General features: G+C 43.4%; 15 protein-coding genes. 7 read left to right on the top strand and 8 right to left on the bottom strand.

Annotation, left to right across the window (positions count from 1 at the left end; all coding sequences use genetic code 11):
• Nucleotides 1-32: 32 nt before the first annotated feature.
• Nucleotides 33-317 (bottom strand): type II toxin-antitoxin system RelE/ParE family toxin, encoded by a 285-nt coding sequence (locus tag ACWATR_RS22695; protein WP_460337342.1) that lies wholly within the window; start codon nt 315-317, stop codon nt 33-35.
• Nucleotides 314-532, bottom strand: coding sequence for a hypothetical protein (locus ACWATR_RS22700; RefSeq protein ID WP_420761220.1), 219 nt, complete (start codon nt 530-532; stop codon nt 314-316). The genes ACWATR_RS22695 and ACWATR_RS22700 overlap by 4 nt, the downstream gene beginning before the upstream one ends.
• A 297-nt stretch (nt 533-829) precedes the next feature.
• Here ACWATR_RS22700 and ispG point away from each other — a divergent pair, with 297 nt between their 5' ends.
• The 4 genes from ispG to ACWATR_RS22720 all read left to right on the top strand — a co-directional run bounded on the left by ispG (nt 830) and on the right by ACWATR_RS22720 (nt 5,017).
• On the top strand, nt 830-2,056 hold the full coding sequence (gene ispG / locus ACWATR_RS22705) for a (E)-4-hydroxy-3-methylbut-2-enyl-diphosphate synthase (RefSeq protein WP_420761219.1): 1,227 nt from the start codon (nt 830-832) through the stop codon (nt 2,054-2,056).
• Between the two features lie 665 nt (nt 2,057-2,721).
• Nucleotides 2,722-4,023: a histidinol dehydrogenase gene (gene hisD / locus ACWATR_RS22710; RefSeq protein WP_460337347.1), complete on the top strand. Its 1,302-nt coding sequence runs from the start codon at nt 2,722-2,724 to the stop codon at nt 4,021-4,023.
• Between the two features lie 366 nt (nt 4,024-4,389).
• Complete coding sequence (locus ACWATR_RS22715) at nt 4,390-4,815, top strand: universal stress protein (protein WP_069072048.1); 426 nt, start codon at nt 4,390-4,392, stop codon at nt 4,813-4,815.
• 19 nt (nt 4,816-4,834) lie between these two features.
• The gene (locus ACWATR_RS22720; RefSeq protein WP_460337351.1) at nt 4,835-5,017 is read left to right on the top strand and encodes a Uma2 family endonuclease; all 183 of its coding nucleotides are present in this window, start codon (nt 4,835-4,837) and stop codon (nt 5,015-5,017) included.
• Between the two features lie 194 nt (nt 5,018-5,211).
• Here the strand turns inward: ACWATR_RS22720 and ACWATR_RS22725 are convergent, their stop codons facing one another.
• Nucleotides 5,212-5,598 carry a hypothetical protein gene (locus ACWATR_RS22725; protein ID WP_069072046.1) on the bottom strand — a complete coding sequence of 129 codons (387 nt, stop codon included), beginning with the start codon at nt 5,596-5,598 and terminating at the stop codon, nt 5,212-5,214.
• A gap of 227 nt (nt 5,599-5,825) precedes the next feature.
• On the opposite strand from ACWATR_RS22725, the gene hslO reads away from it, so the two are divergent.
• On the top strand, nt 5,826-6,731 hold the full coding sequence (gene hslO, locus ACWATR_RS22730; protein WP_460337354.1) for an Hsp33 family molecular chaperone HslO: 906 nt from the start codon (nt 5,826-5,828) through the stop codon (nt 6,729-6,731).
• Between the two features lie 154 nt (nt 6,732-6,885).
• Complete coding sequence (locus ACWATR_RS22735; RefSeq protein ID WP_460337357.1) at nt 6,886-8,973, top strand: coiled-coil domain-containing protein; 2,088 nt, start codon at nt 6,886-6,888, stop codon at nt 8,971-8,973.
• 241 nt (nt 8,974-9,214) lie between these two features.
• Here the strand turns inward: ACWATR_RS22735 and ACWATR_RS22740 are convergent, their stop codons facing one another.
• The 3 genes from ACWATR_RS22740 to ACWATR_RS22750 form a co-directional block, all read right to left on the bottom strand.
• On the bottom strand, nt 9,215-10,093 hold the full coding sequence (locus ACWATR_RS22740; protein ID WP_460337360.1) for an NAD(P)-dependent oxidoreductase: 879 nt from the start codon (nt 10,091-10,093) through the stop codon (nt 9,215-9,217).
• A gap of 403 nt (nt 10,094-10,496) precedes the next feature.
• A complete protein-coding gene (locus ACWATR_RS22745) occupies nt 10,497-11,684 on the bottom strand; it encodes a class I SAM-dependent methyltransferase (RefSeq protein ID WP_460337364.1) in 1,188 nt (395 codons plus the stop codon).
• A gap of 90 nt (nt 11,685-11,774) precedes the next feature.
• Nucleotides 11,775-12,758, bottom strand: a complete 984-nt coding sequence (locus ACWATR_RS22750; RefSeq protein ID WP_460337367.1) for an alpha/beta fold hydrolase — start codon at nt 12,756-12,758, stop codon at nt 11,775-11,777.
• 459 nt (nt 12,759-13,217) lie between these two features.
• Between ACWATR_RS22750 and ACWATR_RS22755 the strand changes: the two genes are divergently transcribed.
• Nucleotides 13,218-15,506, top strand: coding sequence for an alkaline phosphatase D family protein (locus ACWATR_RS22755; RefSeq protein ID WP_460337370.1), 2,289 nt, complete (start codon nt 13,218-13,220; stop codon nt 15,504-15,506).
• Between the two features lie 70 nt (nt 15,507-15,576).
• Here ACWATR_RS22755 and psbA read toward each other — a convergent pair whose 3' ends face one another.
• Both psbA and ACWATR_RS22765 read right to left on the bottom strand, forming a co-directional pair.
• Nucleotides 15,577-16,659, bottom strand: a complete 1,083-nt coding sequence (gene psbA / locus ACWATR_RS22760; RefSeq protein ID WP_460337377.1) for a photosystem II q(b) protein — start codon at nt 16,657-16,659, stop codon at nt 15,577-15,579.
• Nucleotides 16,660-17,483: 824 nt separating this feature from the next.
• Nucleotides 17,484-18,983 carry an MBOAT family O-acyltransferase gene (locus ACWATR_RS22765; protein ID WP_460337380.1) on the bottom strand — a complete coding sequence of 500 codons (1,500 nt, stop codon included), beginning with the start codon at nt 18,981-18,983 and terminating at the stop codon, nt 17,484-17,486.
• Nucleotides 18,984-19,147: the final 164 nt, after the last annotated feature.

Below are 19,147 nucleotides of genomic sequence, written 5' to 3' on the forward strand. Positions count from 1 at the left end.
TAAGCTTGCCTTAGTTAAAAATAATCGTGAATTTAGTAAACGTCATCGTGAGAGCCTAAAGTTAGCAATAAAATTTCTTCCTCTCCTGATTCAGGGTTTGTAACGAATTTAAATAAAATTCGATTACGATAATCAATTGAACATGAGTATCTACCCGATGAATCGCCTTTTAGCTTGTGACTACGTAAACTGAGTTGAAATGGATCTTCAGCGATCTGTTGTAATACTTGCTCAATTTGAGAACGTAACTCAGGATTTTTCTTGACTAGACGCTTAAAAGCACCAACAAAAGTCGGACTCCAAACCAAATTTTTCACTCATCTAACTCCGCCATCAAATCTGCAACTGAACCACGCCGGACATTACCCTGAGCATAATCACTCTCTGCTTGCGCGATTTCTTTCAATAAGTCATCCCGTCGCTGTTGTTTGAGGCGCTTTTGGATAATATCTACAAGAATAGCCTGAGCTTCTGGATCTAATGCTTCTACTGCTTCTATGGCTTTCTGGAATGTAGATGTTCTTTCTAGCATGGGCGTCAAATAATTTGGTGATAAGTCTAATTTAGCTGGCGCTAGGGGCGATCGCTCCTCGTCCTCTTGGTTAAATAGTATATTTGTATTATGGAAATATAAATTTAGCGATCGCTACTCAAGCTACTCAGATAAAAATATTTTTAAGCAATTAAATCGCTCTTTATTACCTCACCTGTGTTATTTTAATTTTTTTTCTATTTAATCGTCCAAAAGAGCCGCTAGCTGTGGCAATCTGGGAAACAGAGATTTATCAAATCTGATATTTTAGCTACAGCAAATTTACCTAGTCAGGTTATGCAAACTCTGCCCGCAGTAGACACTTCAAATCCCACATCAAGTCAAGACACCTTTGATACAACCATCAAGCGGCGTAAAACCCGTCCCGTAAAGGTGGGAAATGTCACCATTGGCGGTGGCTACCCTGTTGTGGTGCAGTCAATGATTAACGAAGACACTCTTGATATTGATGGTTCCGTAGCTGGTATTCGTCGTCTGCACGAAATTGGCTGCGAAATTGTCCGCGTCACAGTGCCAAGTATGGCTCATGCTAAAGCTTTAGCCGAAATTAAACAAAAATTAATTAAAACTTACCAAGACGTGCCAATTGTGGCTGATGTCCATCACAATGGGCTGAAAATCGCCGTGGAAGTCGCCAAGCACATCGAGAAAGTACGGATTAATCCGGGCTTGTATGTGTTTGAAAAGCCAAACATCAATAGAACTGAATATACTAAAAGCGAATTTGACGAAATTGGCGATAAAATCCGCGAAACCTTAGAGCCTCTGGTAGTTTCTTTGCGCGATCAAGGGAAATCGATGCGAATTGGGGTAAATCACGGTTCCCTTGCAGAGAGAATGCTATTTACTTACGGTGACACCCCCGAAGGAATGGTGGAATCTGCCATAGAATTCATCCGCATTTGTGAATCTTTGGATTTCCGCAACTTGGTAATTTCCATGAAAGCCTCACGAGTACCGGTGATGGTAGCCGCCTATCGCCTCATCGCCAAGCGAATGGATGACCTGGGTATGGATTATCCATTACATTTAGGCGTTACGGAAGCCGGTGATGGCGAATACGGGCGAATTAAATCTACGGCTGGTATTGCTACCTTACTTGCTGATGGCATTGGCGATACCATTCGCGTCTCATTGACAGAAGCACCAGAAAAAGAAATTCCCGTTTGCTACAGCATTCTCCAAGCTTTGGGATTGCGAAAAACGATGGTGGAATACGTTGCTTGTCCTTCCTGTGGACGCACTTTGTTTAACCTCGAGGAAGTGCTGCACAAAGTTCGGGAAGCAACTAAACACTTAACTGGTTTGGATATAGCAGTTATGGGTTGTATTGTCAATGGCCCCGGAGAAATGGCAGATGCCGATTATGGCTATGTTGGCAAAACACCTGGTTACATTTCTTTGTACCGTGGCCGAGAAGAAATTAAAAAAGTCCCAGAAGATAAAGGTGTAGAGGAATTAATTAACCTTATTAAGGCAGATGAACGCTGGGTAGAACCATAAAGCAACTACGCGAGCGGGCATTGGAAGAAGCAGAGGAGCAAATGAGCAGAGGGGAAAGACTTACTGGAACTTCCCCTCTGCTCCCTACTCCTCAATTCAGTGTGTCGTCAATTTAGAAAATGCGTTAAAATAAGCTACATCAAAGAAAATAGTGACCCTAACTCACCACCTGATTAAAGCAACGTGATTGCCAATAAATATAATCTGTCTTTAAAGCAGATGTATTGTCAGAGGCAAAGAACTGTAAAGAGCTAAATTTCAGGAATTTCCAGGTACAGAATCGAACATATCGTGTCTGTACACACATTAACTACTAATAAGTTAGGTAAATTAAGTAAAAATCATACTCAGACCCTACCCCCTGTTAATTCTGGGGATTTGGATGTGAAAACACACCACCTACACTTCGCAAGGAGTGAAGGTAAGGGCATAAGGGTAGCGGGGAATGGCACACCTGCTTCCTGCCGATAGCCTGTCAAGGCTTGTCGGACTGAGCAATTAAGTCGCCTTCTCAAGCAAATTATATGCTGGCAGCCTTGAGAGTATCAAAAAAATCCAGGTTAAGCTAGAGAAGAGAATTAGAGTCAGCTTGCATACCCCAGTGGGTCAAGAGCAATACTAAGTCTCAGGTGGCAATATTATAATTTTGGCATTGTCCTTACTCCATGCTGCGAATCATTACTCAGCAGGCAGACGTCAGAGCAGAACTGCAACGGATCTGCGATCGCACCCATGACGAACAGGTGCTTCACAAAGAAGCAACGGTACGAGAAGTTTTGCAAGCAGTGAAGCGCCAAGGCGACAAAGCTGTATTGCATTACACAGCCGAATTTGACAAACAAACCCTGAAAGCAGAAGAACTCCGAGTTACAGGCTCGGAATTGGATGCAGCCTATCAACAGGTGTCAAAGGAATTGCTTGATGCAGTTCGGCTAGCTTGCCGCCAAATTGAAGCGTTTCATCGTCAGCGAGTACCGAAAAGCTGGGTACACTTTGGCGACGATGAAGTAGTGCTGGGCAAACGCTACACTCCCGTAGACCGAGCCGGGTTGTATGTACCTGGTGGCCGTGCCGCCTATCCCAGTACTGTGCTGATGAATGCAATTCCGGCTCGTGTTGCTGCTGTACCCCGCGTGGTGATGGTAACACCACCAGGACCAGGGGGTGCAATTAATCCCGCAGTCTTAGTAGCTGCCCAAGAAGCAGGGGTGCAAGAAATTTATCGCATTGGGGGCGCACAAGCGATCGCCGCTTTAGCCTATGGCACTGAAACCATTCCGAAAGTGAATGTAATTACTGGGCCTGGTAACATTTATGTCACCCTAGCGAAAAAACTTGTCTACGGCACAGTTGGGATTGATTCTTTGGCAGGCCCCAGCGAAGTGCTGGTGATTGCCGATGAAACCGCAAATCCAGTGCATGTAGCTGCTGACTTGTTGGCCCAAGCCGAACACGATCCAATGGCGGCAGCGATTTTGCTGACGACAGATGCAGCTTTAGCGAAGAACGTGCAAGTAGCCTTGGAAAGACAGTTAGTGGATCACCCACGGCGAATAGACACAGAAAAAGCGATCGCTCACTACGGCTTGATTATCGTTGTGGAATCGCTCCAAGCAGCAGCAGAACTCTCAAATGAATTTGCTCCCGAACACCTGGAATTAGAAGTCAAAGACCCTTGGGCACTCTTACCACAGATTCGCCACGCTGGGGCAATCTTTTTGGGTTACTCAACACCAGAAGCTGTAGGAGACTATTTGGCAGGCCCTAATCATACCTTGCCAACTTCTGGTGCTGCCCGCTATGCTTCGGCATTGGGGGTTGAAACTTTCTTAAAACACTCCAGTATTATTCAATACTCCCAAACTGCACTGCAAAATGTGGCTGGTGCAATTGATGTGCTAGCAACAGCAGAGGGTTTACCTTCTCATGCTGATTCAGTACGACGCCGAATTCAGCAAGAAGAGTGATTTGGAATGCTTAATTTTTCTTCTTGTACTGTTGGTAAAAGTAACTCGCTAGCTTCAAACTAAAAGTTTAGATAGCGATACCTACGGTAAACTACGCTAACGCACGCCATTTTCTATCCTACCTTCAGCCGCCCTTTAAGCGTCCGGTAGTTTATTGGAGAGGGTTTTCCTCTCCAACGAACTCGTGAAAAGCTTCTCCACAATAGTTGCTACAACCCACTAGCGTAAAAGTAGCGTGAAACTTACCTATGGCACAGCCTCAAATATATAAACTAAATTGGCAAATAAAAAATTGCTTTAGTGTCGCTGCCGGCGGATTTTGCTAGATACTTATGTAAGGGGTCTACTCTTTAGGAGACGAGAGCGGTGCTAAATAGTGTTTTGGTAGCTCTGGACGGTTCGGAAATTTCAGAACGAGTAATTCAGACTTTAGATAATTTGGCTTTTTCAAAAGACGCCAAGGTTATTCTTTGCCATGTGTTTCCTACGCCAGAGTCAGAGATGGAACTACCCGCTGATCGCCCTCAGCCAGAGTCCCCAACATTTTCTTATTTTCATATTGAAAAACAACTGCAATCCTATCAGGAAAAGTTATCAGTTACCAGTGATTTAGAATTAGTAACTGGTGATCCTGCTGAAGAAATTATTCGCCTTGCCAATATTTACAAAACTGACTTGATCATAATTGGCAGTCGGGGATTGATGGGGATGAAGCGAATTGTTCAGGGTTCTGTTAGCAGTCAAGTTGCAGAAGAGGCGAATTGTTCAGTATTAGTTGTAAAACCAAGGTAAAAACTTGCAAGGGGAAGCAATGACTATAACCACCCCAAAACTAACCTTTGAAGAATACCTGAAATATGATGATGGCACTGATACGCGCTATGAATTGATCAATGGAGAACTAATTCCCATGAGTCTGGGAAGTGGGCAACATAGCGCGATAACAGAATTTCTCAATGTTTGTTTTTTTCCGCATTTAAAATTAACAGTTTAAAAAGTCTTAACAGCCGAAAATTAAAAATAATTTAAGCATTTTGACCTATGCGAGTCTGTGTTAACTGCGTCTCTGTGGTTAGATAAATTACTTTTAAACCACAGAGGCACAGAGAGAAAAAAGAGATTTTTCGAGTCACCTTGAAAGAACTAGTCCTAGAGACAAGGAAAATCCCCCTTCTACATTCAATCGATTTAACGTTCTTGAGTTGCGAGAAACTGACGCAAGCTTAACAAACTCAGCGTTTGACCCAAATTCAAGGGCAAAATTGAAACTCCTTCCAAGCGGGACTGTACCCAACCTTCTCCCCAGTACCATTCATGGAACCCATCAATGCCTCCGCTGAGTACCAAGCGGAGACAGTTGGATTTGGCAACATCCACCTGATGATGAATCGCAACTGGCCCAGTCCAGGTTGTAAACTGGAATCCGGGAAGCAGTTCTTCTGGCATTCCTGGCGCAAAACGTTGCCCTAAGAGCCATTTTTCTAATTGCACCGGATGCAGCAGACTGTCACGAATTGCATCTGTTGATGCTTCGATTTCGATCCGTAGTTGACTTTGTTGAAAATTACCCAGCATTTTTCTAGGATTACCTAAAGATGAGACATCGCTATTTCTAATATTGCAAATAGTTTTTGTCATTAGTCATTAGTCCATTGTCCTTTGCAAATAACTAATGACTAATGACCAATGACCAATGACCAATAACAGCAGTTTATTTGCGTAGCAGCCTACTAAGTTACTTTTCTACCAGCAGAGAACTTAGAATAGAAAAAGTGAACTTGTTAAGAAATGTAAGGTTATTCATGGCGGATCAGTTAATTCGTGCAACAGCAGCCGAAGGTGGAATTCGTGCCATAGGTGTGATCACCACACGTTTAACAGAAGAAGCGCGAGGACGCCACAAGCTTTCTTATGTGGCAACGGCAGCACTGGGTCGGACGATGGCGGCGGGCTTGTTAATGGCTTCTAGTATGAAGCGAACTGGATCAAGGGTCAATGTCCGGGTTAAGGGCGATGGGCCTTTAGGTGGCATATTGGTAGATGCAGGTTTAGATGGCACGGTACGCGGATATGTGGGGAATCCATCTGTAGAATTGCCTCCCAATGCCAAAGGTAAGCTAGATGTTGGTGGTGCGGTAGGTGATGGCTATCTCTATGTTGTGCGGGATATCGGTTATGGTTATCCTTACTCCAGTACAGTAGAACTAATTTCTGGCGAAATTGGCGATGACGTAGCTCATTATCTGGTGAATTCTGAACAAACACCTTCAGCTTTAGTTTTAGGTGTATTCGTGGGAGCAGGGGGAGTAACTGCGGCTGGAGGATTACTAGTACAAGTATTGCCCAAAGCTGCCAGAGACGAAGCCCTAGTAGAAACGTTAGAATCGCGGGTTGCTGGTTTAGCAGGATTTACGCCATTGTTGCAAGCTGGGAAAACCTTACCTGAAATTCTTGGCGACTTGTTGGGAGATATGGGGCTGGTAATCTTTCCCGAACGGCAAATGCTGCGCTTCCAATGTGGTTGTTCTTTCGATCGCGTTTTGGGAGCACTGAAGATTTTGGGAGAAGCCGAACTGCAAGATATGATTATTAAAGATGATGGTGCTGAAGCAACTTGCGAGTTTTGCGGCAACGTCTACCAGGCAAGTAGCGATCAGTTAGCTCAACTAATTGCCGATTTGCAAGCTGAATCTACCGTTTCAGGATAAAGTATAAAAGGGCACTATTTTTTTAGATCGCTAATGGTATCTGTGGGGAGAGAGCCTGAAAAAAAGTAGCTTTTTAATTATCAGAAAGTTACTATGACATCAATGGAATTATCGACCTAAAACAGAGCGCTATTCAATTATTTTGGTGTGAGAGATGACAGAGCGGGATATTCCAGACAGTTGGTCTTCAGCCAGTGGAAGAGAGCCAGATCAAAACAAAAGATTATCCCGAACAGAACAATTCGGTGAAACTCAACCATTTGATGTCCCTGCTACTGGTTCCACCTCCAAGTCAGTGAAGCGGCGAAAAAAAAACCATAGGGAAGGATTACCTATAAGTAGTAATTCAGAAGAAACTGCCCAACTCAGTAATACTTCTGGGAAATTGCCACGATGGATGAAAAGCTGGGTATTGTGGCTAGCATTGCTAACTTTGATTCCCGGCAGCGTAGCATTCTTGGCAATGGCAATGCTGCTAAAGTTGCCAACTGCCCCGAATTGTCCCTCGATTTTTTGGCCCCTAGCTAGTGCTTCTGTGCGGCTACACTGCGCTCAGTTGGCGGCTTCTAAGCAGACAGTGAACGACCTATTACAAGCGATCGCTCTGGTGAAGCAACTACCACCAACTCACCCCTTGCATGGAGAAATTGATCGTTTCATCGAAGAATGGTCGCGGGATATTTTGAAGCTAGCTGATCAAAGTTTCCAAACTGGGAATTTAGAGGAGGCGATCGCTACTGCTCAGAAAATACCCGAAGATGTGGCAGCTTATAAGCTAGTCGATGAGCAAATTGGCAAATGGCAGTCAATTTGGTCAAAGGCAGAAGAAACATACAACGGTGCGATCGCCGAAGTAAAGGAACGGCGCTGGCAATCGGCATTCATGTTGTCCGCCAAAATGCTGCGCGTAGACAATCAATACTGGGCGAGTACTAAATACGACCAATTAAATCGTCTAATTGCCACAGCACGGGAAGATGGCGATAAGTTAGGAAAAGCTGAAAGTTTAGCAAAAAGCCAAGTTGTTGATAATTTATTAGAAGCGATCAAGTTAGCCGAGTCCATTGGTCAGGAAAGTTACCTTTACCAAAAAGCTCAGGAAGCAATTCCCGCATTTGGACGCCAAATGCTGGAGTTAGCACGGGCAAAACTAGACAAGCAAGATGCCGATGAAGCACTGAATATTGCTAGACAAATTCCAGAGATTACGAAACTACAGGGCGAAACAGATGACTTTATCGCCATAGCTGACGCGAAAAGGAGTGCTTGGATAGGTAACGTTTCTGGTTTAGAGGCAGCGATCGCTCAAGCACAACAAATTGATCCTTCCAGACCAGTGTATAACGAAGCACAACAACTGATTGCTCGTTGGCAACTGGAAATTGAAGATGTTGCCCATCTGGAAAAAGCGAGAATATTGGCTAGCCAGGGAACAGTGAATAATTTAACAGCAGCGATCGCTCAAGTACAGCTGATTCCTGTGAATAATCCCAGGGGCACAGAAGCTAGACAAGAAATAGGTCGCTGGCGTGCCCAAGTGGAGACAATTGAAGACCAACCTTATTTAGAACGCGCCGAACAGATAGCCATATTCGACGATATCAATTCCTTGCAAGCTGCGATCGCTCAAGCTAGCGAAATTCGTAGAGGTCGGGCATTATATCCAGAAGCACGGAAAAAAATTCGTACTTGGGTAGGAAAAATTCAGCGAATTCAAGACCAGCCTTACTTAGATCAAGCGCAAGAACTGGCTCAGAGTGGAAATCTCACCGCCGCCATTAGCGCAGCCCAACAAATTGCTTCGTCGGGAAGGGCGCTTGCTGGAGAAGCACAAGCTGCGATAAATGACTGGGAAGGGCAAATCCGCACTAGAGAAAACTGGAGAAAAGCTCAAGAGGTGGGCGCAGCTGGTACACCAGAAGCTTTGGTTGAAGCAATGCGACTAGCAAATCGAGTTTCAAACAATAGCATTTTACGTATGGATGCAAATTTGGCTATTGACCAATGGAGTCAGCAATTGTTAGAAATAGCACGCTCTCAAGGTCAGTCTGATATTGCTAGAGGGATTGACATTGCAAAATCGGTTCCGCGAGGTAGTGCTGCTTACAGTGCAGCACAAGAGCAAATTAGGATTTGGCAGGAATTTCTCAATCCTCAACCGGAACCTCAGCCTCAACCCGAAGTTCAGCCTCAGCCTGAATCTTTACCATTTCCTCAATCAACAACTACTAATGGTCAGTGAGCATCTATATTTTAAAAAGTTTTAATTTCTAATTTTCGAGGAGCACAATACACTTGGTTTAAGAAAAATTGTAGTGACTGTCTTTAGAATCAGCGAAGCCCAACAAATACCAAGTATTTGTTGGGCTTCGTTCCTCAAACGCTAGTTGAAGGCAGTTCCTTTTCCTGTCAGAGATGCTTACGCACAAGGACTTGGCTCCTCAATACCTGCGAAATCTAGGCGTGGGATGAGCTTAAACTCTTTATTCTCCGATTCCTTCTCCCCATTCTTTAATTACAGAAAATAGTGATGAGTAATCATCATCAGCAAATGACATTTTCACGGCTGTTTGCAAGATTTCCCGCACACCTTTAATACTGCTAAGATCCAAACTTCGAGATTTAGCTTCTGAGATAAATAATTCTGTATCTTTGAGCAAGTGTTTTGTGGGGAAATTGGGATCAGCATAATTGCCATCCAACATCCGTTGTAGCTTTTTGTCAAAGGTAGGTGCGTAGAGTGGACTGTCACGCAATATTTGCATAAACACATCTACATCGACGCCCTGACGCTGGATAAAAGCTAGACTCAGAGCAAAGCTAGTTGTTAGGGAAGCTATTAGTTGATTTAGTGCCAATTTGAGCGCCGCCGCAGATCCCACTGGCCCTATAAGTAAAGGTTCTGTCCCAAAATTTTGGAGTAACTTTAAATGGCGTTGATATTGTTCTGGCTCGGCACCTACCATAACACTCAACTTGCCAGCTTTTGCTTCTGGGATACTCCCTAATACAGGTGCTTCTAAATACTCACCACCACCCCCAACAACTGCATCTCTAATTTCCTGGCTTTCTGTGGGAGTAATTGTTCCCATTTGGATGATCGTGCGTCCTTCCAAAGTTTGCCAAGCAGTATCTGAAAGCAACACATTATAAATAGCCGGGGCATTAGTTAGCATGAGGATTATGCACTCAGCAGCACGAATGGCGTGGCGGGGATGTGTGACAATTTCAGCCCCAGCGGCTTGTAGTGGTGCTAATTTTTCTGGGGTACGATTGTAGGCAACTAGCTGTATATCTGCGGCTAATAACCTTTGAGCCATTGGTAGTCCCATCAGTCCAATTCCCAGAAATGCCACCTTCATTTTTCACGTTCCTTTAATACAGCGTCACCGATAGCGTTCGTGTAGCGTCTCGTAGAGAAGCGTTAGCGAGTCATTAAGCGTCATAGCCCATCGTGGACATTGCGTTTGCATTATTTAATTCAAATTTGTTGGGAAGTAGTTATTTGAGACTTAAGATACAATCCCAAATCCCAGTTTCCTACTCCCTAACTCTGGCAATCAACCACCAGCGGCAAAAGTCACCATAATTATCACTGAAAGTAAAATCCCAGGGGTAAGTAGTGTTGCTAGCATTAGCAGATCATGAGTGGACATAATTATTACTTTGGTAGTGTGTTTAACTTTACAGTAATCACTGTTATGCTAGTCTAAATAAGACTGATACTGCATTCTTAAATAGAGTTTTAACTTTTCAAATTTACCTTTACTCTGGCAGAGTCAATCCTTTTAGTGTCTGAGAAGTTTCTGTATTGTTCAGACCTTTGCTCTGAATTAGGACTCCAAAGCCGCCTAGTCCTGTGGGATCTATAAGTTGGTGTAGCGCGTCCCGGCGCTGTAATAACTGCGAGAGGAGTTGCTTTTGATAAGAAAGGGCAGCAATGCGATCGCCTAACCCCAACGCCATCAAAAATAATCCCTGCTGAATAAAACCAATATTCTTTAAATTGTACTTCTCGCCCCAGCGTTCCAAAGCCGTAAAGTTAACATGGGCAGTGATATCTTGTCGCCCAATATTAATATAAGGGTTGTCATGGAAACGATGATGGTAATAACACTGTAGCGTTCCTTGCGATCGCCTGGGATTATAGTAACGATTGGCGGGGTAACCATAATCAATTGTTAACACATAGCCGCGCTGCAAGCGGTCTGCTACTATACTCAACCAGTCTAAAGCAGCTAAATTAATTTCACTACGGTAGCCATCTGGATATGTACTTTGGGTAAAGTCCATTTCCACTAAGTCTAAATACTCAGCTAATTGGGGCGTTGAAGGTTCTCCTGTGGCTTCTATAAATAATGGGGATGGGGCATTGCTTGCTTTCTCATTCTTATCTGTGGTTACATAAATTTCTCGCAGTTCCCCCTTCTCTAGGACGAATTGATGAACGGGGAACGCATCTACTAACTCATTAGAAAAAAAGCAGCCTGCGATCGCATTTGGTGGTATATCCTCTAAATTGCACCAACGTACAGGGAAATCTTGCAAGCGTTGCTGCTGTTCTGCTCTTAAAGCTGGGGACTTTTCAACAATGATGTATTCCAGCGCGGTAAAAAAATCTGGGTAGCGTAGCTGATGATATTTGAGGATATGCAATGCCAGCAATCCTTGACCTGCTCCCATTTCTACTAGAGTAAAGGGTACAGGGTTTCCTAAAATTTCCCACATTTGGAAAAATTGTTCTGCTAGTAACTCGCCAAAGTCAGGGCAGAGGTTGGGAGAAGTGAAAAAATCACCACCCTCAAAGCCAATTTTGACTGCATCGCTAGAATAGTAGCCGTGTTCAGGGTGGTATAATACCATATCCATGAATTCGGCGAAAGTAATTCGTTGTTGGGGACTAGTGGTAATGTGATTTGCGATCGCTGCACACAATGCTGAATTTGAATCCATAAAATTTAATATTGGGGAGAAAAGAAAATAAATGAATTATGGATGATGCAAAACAAAATTCATAATTTCCCTGTTCAGCATCTATGTTCCTTAACCCGGACGGGAAGGATCAACTTTATTTAGAACAATTTTTACAGCATCTATGATTACATCAGGTTGATCTACCCATACAAAATGACCGCTCTTACTTGCTTGAAGTTGAGTACAATTCGTTGATAACTTTAGTAACTCTATATGCATTTGCTTCCGCAATTGGTTAGCACCTCGCAGAGGAATAAAAACAGTCCAAAGAGAAGGTTTTAAAAAAGAATTTGCTTTGATATTAACTATAGGCAGATCACCAAACTGGTTAGCTATTCTCACCTCACGTCCACTAACGCTGAGATTTAACATCTCTCGAATCATTGTAATCCAGTGTTTAGGACGACAAAACGAACGTTTGATTGAATTAAGTAAGTGCTGAGGAAATTTACCTAATTCCGGCTTCAGCAGTTCAAATATTTTGCATATCCTCATTAATCGAATAATGCCAAGTATTGAGCCGAGAATAGACATCACAAAGCCCGATATAAAAAAGAGTTTCAAAGCTTGCAACTGAAAAGACATTTTGAGCATTTCAGTCTCATGTAGTCCGTCTGTGAGTACCATTCCAATAACCTTCTCAGGAAACCGATGGGCATACAACCGGACATTGTAGCTACCAAAAGAATCTCCTATCAAAATGTAGGGTGGTTCAATTCCTGCTTGAGTAAGCAGCGTATCTAATTCTGTCACAATTTGATTGCTGGTTCGGGGATGTGGGCTGTGATTGCTCCATCCATAACCCGCTCTGTCATAGATACATACTCGCGCTAACTTGGCCAATTCTTCAACTAGGAGATAGCCCTCAATTCCCCCTAAACTGTGGTCTAGGACAATTGTTGGATTAGTGTTTCCTGCGATGTAGAGATGTAAACTATATCCACCCACATCAAACATTTGACCAGGGGGCAGTTTTCGATCTTCAAACCAGCACGCGATCGCTTGATAAAATGTTGTAGCAACTAGCAGAAAAACTCTGATTAGGATCAACATAGTTAAGTCTTCTTGCTAGTTAACGGCCGCGCCGCATTGTGGAACGATAGCATATTATGTCAAATTTGATCCAGTGCGGTCAAAATAACTAATATCAGTATCAGAAAATTAGGTATTGATTTTTTAGAGGCGATCACAAAACCCATTTTTGCAACTCATTCCTTGGTTAATCGAGCATCAGCATTCTATGGAGTTCCTTAAAGCAACGCTTCAGAGGATATTTGAAAAGTTTTAGGCGAATATAATTCGCTACTACACAAGCTAAGTCCACCTGCGTGGACTAGCAGAAAATCGATGCCTTCTGCCCTCAGCAAGAACTGCCTCCTGCCTTCTTGAAGCTATGAACTGATGTTAAACAGATAAGAATTGATGCATGATTGGTGATTAGATGAGTTTGGGCTACCAATTTAGGAGCAAAATAACGCATCTAAAAAACCACCACTTTGTTAACTGTTTGCAATGAAGTATCAAGTTGGGGACAAGTTTTTACAAGAACTGCCACTGATTTTAGCGGGGCCAATCCTCCAACATACTGAACCAGAGTCAGTGACGGTATGGGTAGCACTGAAACAGTCTTGTCAGGTAGAACTTAAAGTTTATGACACAACAGATGATGGTAAAGCAATAGAAAATTGCTTATTGGATGGGGAACGCTCTACCTTTTCTCTGGGTAAGTATCTTCATGTTGTTGCGATAACGGCTCGGTCTACGGTTGGACATCGCCTAACTGGAGGTCACATATATGCATACGATCTCCAGTTTACTGTTGCTGACCAAACCCCGCAAACTCTGCAACAAGCATTATGCTCAAACTCCTCTCCTACAGTCAGCATTAGCTACTTCGATCATCAAAAGCCAACCTTTGTTTTGCCGCCTAACTGTCTGCAAGATTTACAAATTGTCCATGCTTCCTGCCGTAAACCTCATGGTCATGGATTTGATGCACTGCCAATTCTTGACAGTCTGATCGAGGCTTCGGCTAATCAACCCCAACACCGCCCTCACCAGCTGTTCCTCACCGGAGATCAAATTTACGGCGACGATGTATCAGAACCGTCGTTGTGGGTTGCCAGTACTCTTGGTGATGCACTCTTGGGTTGGGAAGAACAACTTCCTGTGAATGGAGTATACTGCACTCCCCAGCAACTACCCCCTGGAGAGCGGTCTGAAGTTGCGACAAATCAAGCAGGCTTGACCGCAGGATTACATAATAAACCTGAGAAAGTTAACAGTCATCTTTTCAGTCTCGGCGAGTATTACGCTACTTATTTACTAGCTTGGTCGCCAGTATGCTGGCCAATCGCATTTCCCAAAGGACACCAAGTAATGCGCGATCGCCACGCTATCAAGGACTGGAATCGGGCAGTATGGCATTTGCGACAATTCATTTATACGCTTTGGAAAGTGCGTCGCGCCCTTGCTAATATTCCCATGTACACCATCTTTGATGACCATGATGTTAGTGATGACTGGAACCTAAACCAAGCTTGGTGTTTGCGAGTGCTGGGGCGTCCTTTAGGGCGGAGAATAGTTCAAAATGCATTGTTAGCCTACACGGTATTTCAAGCGTGGGGCAACACACCAGGGCAATTTGCTGAAGGTCAATCTGGTGAAAAGCTGTTGATGGCTGCACAAGCTTGGTCAGCTTCCCAAGGGACGGATGTAAAGGCTGATGAGGCGATCGCTCGTTATGTAGGTATGCCAGCCAACGATCCGCACACAGGCTTACCTATCTTAGTCCGAGACGGTGCAGTATTTATTCTGGATCGACATCCTGAAGCACTGACTTGGCACTACATAGTCAGAAGCGATTGCCATGAAGTAATTGTGCTTGATACGCGTACTTGGCGGGGTTATCCAGCCGATCAAAAAGCGATCGCGCCCCCGATGCTGTTGTGTCCACAAGCCTTTGAGCAACAACTACTTTTACCTTTACAAGAAATAGCTGAACAAACTCAGATTCAAACTACATTTGTGATTGCACCCACTAATGTATTTGGACTACAAGTGATTGATTGGATTCACCATTGGCATTTAAAACGGGAGAAAGTTTTTTCAACAGATGTTGGAGATGCCTGGAACATTAATGTTGAAGCGCTGGCAAAATTCCTAACCACCTTGTTTGAGGAACGTCAACAAGTCATTATTCTATCCGGGGATATTCACTACAGTTCTGTTGCTCACTTGTCTTATGCACGTACCCATTCCAAATTACAGTCTGTATTAGTGCAGTTAACAGCTAGTGCATTAAAGAATGAAGAGATTTTGACACGGCTAATTCACACACGATTGAAAGATTGGCTGTTACCAGAAAAGGTGAGACATTGGATAGGGTGGCTCAATCCACCCAATATGGTAGAAATTTCCGAGAAGCAATTACACCATAATCGCCAGATGGTAGCTAACTCTGACTGGCATTGTGTGCTGGAGTGGATACCCCGAAACAGTGTTCAAACTTCTGCCTATACAGCAGATATATTTTCGTTGATAGCTCCCTGGAAACGAGCCAAAAATGCCAAATGGAAATGGTTACAACCTGTGATGTTTTGGAAATCTCGTTGGTTTCAGGAGGGGCGGGAAGTAGTTGGATTGAATAATTTAGCTCTGGTTCACTTTGAGTTAGCAGATGGGAGTAGTTCTTGCAAAGTTATTCAAGATTTGTATTGGTTTTCTTCTTGGTATCCAACCCAAATTGTTTACAGCCGCTTTGAGAGCCAGTTAATGCCCAATCAGTCTTTATTACGATAACCAGCTTTGCCGATTAAAAAAAGCGCCCCCATCTCTGGAGGGCGCTTTTTATTTAGCTAATACTGAAGTATTAACCGTTGATAGCAGGAGCAGTCATTGCTACAGGTGCAACTTCACCAGCAGCCAAATCTAGGGGGAAGTTGTGAGCGTTACGCTCGTGCATTACTTCCATACCCAAGTTAGCGCGGTTGATTACGTCTGCCCAAGTGCTGATGACGCGACCTTGGGAGTCAATGATTGATTGGTTGAAGTTGAAACCGTTCAGGTTGAATGCCATCGTGCTGATACCCAAAGCGGTGAACCAGATACCGACGACAGGCCAAGCTGCGAGGAAGAAGTGCAGTGAACGGCTGTTGTTGAAGGAAGCGTATTGGAAGATTAAACGACCGAAGTAGCCGTGGGCTGCAACGATGTTGTAGGTTTCTTCTTCTTGACCGAATTTGTAACCGTAGTTTTGTGACTCGGTTTCGGTGGTTTCACGAACCAAGGAAGAAGTTACTAGTGAACCGTGCATTGCTGAGAACAAGGAACCGCCGAATACACCAGCCACACCTAACATGTGGAAGGGGTGCATCAAGATGTTATGTTCTGCTTGGAACACAATCATGAAGTTGAAGGTTCCAGAGATACCCAAAGGCATACCATCAGAGAAAGAACCTTGACCGATTGGGTAGATCAAGAATACTGCGGTAGCGGAAGCCAAAGGTGCGCTGTAAGCTACGCAGATCCAAGGACGCATACCTAAGCGGTAAGAAAGTTCCCACTGACGACCGAGGTAGGCAGCGCAACCGATCAAGAAGTGGAAAACTACCAACTGGTAAGGGCCGCCATTGTACAACCACTCATCTAAGGAAGCAGCTTCCCAGATTGGGTAGAAGTGCAAGCCGATGGCGTTTGAAGAAGGAACAACTGCACCAGAGATGATGTTGTTTCCGTAGATCAAAGAACCTGCAACTGGTTCGCGGATACCATCGATGTCCACAGGAGGAGCAGCGATAAAGGCAATTACGAAGCAGGTGGTCGCAGCTAGCAGGGTAGGAATCATCAAAACACCAAACCAACCGATGTAAATACGGTTGTCAGTGCTGGTGATCCACTCGCAAAAGCGATCCCATACGCTAGCGCCAGAGCGCCGTTGTAAGGTTGTGGTCATTGTTTTATAAGTGCTATTTTTTGTTAAATATGGAACAAGCAAATTGATTTTGCCTGTTGAAATACAGTCTACATGAATTTACTTTGACGCGATCTTTGACTTAATATTCTGTAACAGTATTCTTTAAAAAGATCATCGAAATATAAAGTTTTCCTACTAGATAAAAGTATGTGTATTGAGGCTTTGTAAGCTACTTCAAGACCAAACTAGCTATAACTTTCAATAGATGCGATCGCCTAGTTAATTGTCTTTACATTCCTTTACAAATAAGCTGTTAGAAAGATTTTAAGTTCTGTTGATTTGTAACGAAATAATAAGTTGTAAGTTGTCTTAAAGTGGGCGTAAATAATTAAAGGTTTGTAGTGGGGACTTTAGTCCTCTCTTAAGGGCTAAAGCCCTTACTACGAGCTAATTAAATTGAAATTGACATTACTTAGGGACTTCCAAATAAAAAAATACTCAACTACTTCTTGTGGGGTGGGCGCCCGCCCGTATGCAAAGGCGGGCGAGACGCCACTGGTGTCAACTTAACGCGAAACCGCACCTCCGCCAGCACGTCCGCCAGGGATTGTAAATCCCTGTCTCATAGCTAAAGTCCTCTGAAGAGGACTAAAGATTGCAAAAATTTTCAGTCTACTTCAGTAGACTTGAGCAATTAGTCAGGGATTTACAATCCCTGGCGGGTGAACAACACCCAATCAGTACGCTATTTTTGGCAAAAGTAGACACCAGTGGCTTTTCGGCCCACCCCACAAGATTGGGTAATTTATTTTTTGGAAGTCCCTTAATATAGTTTGATTTATTCTTGCCCACTTACTTAAAAATCAAAAATCAAAGTAAATGTAGGGTAAACTGCCTTCAGGAGCGAATAACCAAACAGCGTAGAAACAGATAGGCACGAAGACAAGCTTAAGAGGCCAGTTAAACTCTAACTTCAGCATTCGGTTGAAGGTATAGACTATAGCCATAAGGGCAGCTAAAGTTAGAAGTACCCAAGTGAGTTGGTATTGACTCATATTTAAGGCATCTACATAGACTTTTTGAGCAAACTGGGCATCAGCTGGATAACCCCAAAGATGGCGAATTACCAAAGAAGAGTCTTGAAGATTAGGTAGACGGAACCAAATCCAAGAGGTAAAAACCATCAATTGAGTTAAGAACCAAGCGACAAAGATACCTAGAGGATTTTGCCAGAATTGTTCTAGATTTTCAAAGCGATCGCTCATAGTATCTGTAAGTCGATGAACCACCAAGGCTAACCCGTGGAATATGCCCCAAACTACATAACCCAAAGCAGCACCGTGCCAGATACCAGCGATTAGCATCACAATAAATAAATTCCAGCAGGTACGGACTAAACCCCGACGGGAACCACCCAAAGGAAAGTACACATAGTTACGCAGCCAATCTCCTAGAGTCATATGCCAGCGCCGCCAAAATTCTGAAATATTGGTGCTGAAGTAGGGAAAGTCAAAATTTTCAGGTAGAACTAAGCCGAAAAGCATAGCACTACCACGGGCAATATCTACATAGCCATTGAAATCTAGATATAACTGCAAACCGTAGGCGAATGTAGCTAACCAGAGATCGGTACTACCCGCCCGTTGCAAATTACCAAAACATAAATCGACGAAAATTCCGAGGTGGTCTGCAAAAATACCTTTTTTGACTGCGCCCCTAGCAATCAACCACAGCGCCTCAGCTACTCTATCGCTACTGGGAAAGTTTAGTGTATTGAATTGATTTGCTAAGTTGTGATAGCGCGTAATCGGGCCGGAAATTAGTTTAGCAAAGAATAATTTGTAGGTGGCAAATTTGACAAAATTATCACTAGCAGGGGCACCACGATAGACATCTACTAAATAGGCAATGCATTCAAAGGTGAAAAAGGAAATTCCTAATGGTGCAATCAATTTAAAAGAGCTATCTGGTGAGTTTGTTTGCACATGAAAAACAAACTTGAATAAAGGGGTAAAATACTTAAAACCTAATAACAGTAAAACATTTAGAATTATACCCACCCACAAAACTTTTAGACGGCGACGATTCCAATCACCTTGAGCAAATTGCCACTCTTCATTAGAAATTTGCCAATCAAGAGAATGTTTTCCTGGTGATGTGTTTTGCCCAATCTCCAGCCCTACACGGAAATTAATAAACGTCAAGGCTAATAGTAATGGTATGTACTGAATATGCAAAGATGCATAGAAAACTAAACTGGCAATTAGCAGCGTCCACAATCGCAATTTCTGTTGTGCCAAAGACCAGTAAATTCCTAATACACTCAATAAGAACAGCCCATAGAAAATTGATATAAAGTTCATTTTTTAGTCATTGGTCATTTGTCATTGGTCATTGGTCATTGGTCATTTGTCATTTGTCATTTGTCATTGGTCATTGGTCATTTGTCATTTGTCATTGGGTATTGTAGATTATTTTCCCAAATCCCCAATCCCCAATCCCCAATCCCCAATCCCCAATCCCCAGT

It is taken from the genome of Nostoc sp. UIC 10890, assembly GCF_054786515.1.

Bases quoted from the DNA above. Each gene is read 5' to 3' on its own strand.
- ACWATR_RS22750 (WP_460337367.1), bottom strand. From the start codon at position 12,758: ATGTTGATCCTAATCAGAGTTTTTCTGCTAGTTGCTACAACATTTTAT.
- ACWATR_RS22740 (WP_460337360.1), bottom strand. From the start codon at position 10,093: ATGAAGGTGGCATTTCTGGGAATTGGACTGATGGGACTACCAATGGCT.
- ACWATR_RS22700 (WP_420761220.1), bottom strand. From the start codon at position 532: ATGCTAGAAAGAACATCTACATTCCAGAAAGCCATAGAAGCAGTAGAA.
- psbA (WP_460337377.1), bottom strand. From the start codon at position 16,659: ATGACCACAACCTTACAACGGCGCTCTGGCGCTAGCGTATGGGATCGC.
- ACWATR_RS22755 (WP_460337370.1), top strand. From the start codon at position 13,218: ATGAAGTATCAAGTTGGGGACAAGTTTTTACAAGAACTGCCACTGATT.
- ACWATR_RS22720 (WP_460337351.1), top strand. From the start codon at position 4,835: ATGACTATAACCACCCCAAAACTAACCTTTGAAGAATACCTGAAATAT.
- hisD (WP_460337347.1), top strand. From the start codon at position 2,722: ATGCTGCGAATCATTACTCAGCAGGCAGACGTCAGAGCAGAACTGCAA.
- hslO (WP_460337354.1), top strand. From the start codon at position 5,826: ATGGCGGATCAGTTAATTCGTGCAACAGCAGCCGAAGGTGGAATTCGT.
- ACWATR_RS22745 (WP_460337364.1), bottom strand. From the start codon at position 11,684: ATGGATTCAAATTCAGCATTGTGTGCAGCGATCGCAAATCACATTACC.
- ispG (WP_420761219.1), top strand. From the start codon at position 830: ATGCAAACTCTGCCCGCAGTAGACACTTCAAATCCCACATCAAGTCAA.
- ACWATR_RS22735 (WP_460337357.1), top strand. From the start codon at position 6,886: ATGACAGAGCGGGATATTCCAGACAGTTGGTCTTCAGCCAGTGGAAGA.
- ACWATR_RS22725 (WP_069072046.1), bottom strand. From the start codon at position 5,598: ATGCTGGGTAATTTTCAACAAAGTCAACTACGGATCGAAATCGAAGCA.
- ACWATR_RS22765 (WP_460337380.1), bottom strand. From the start codon at position 18,983: ATGAACTTTATATCAATTTTCTATGGGCTGTTCTTATTGAGTGTATTA.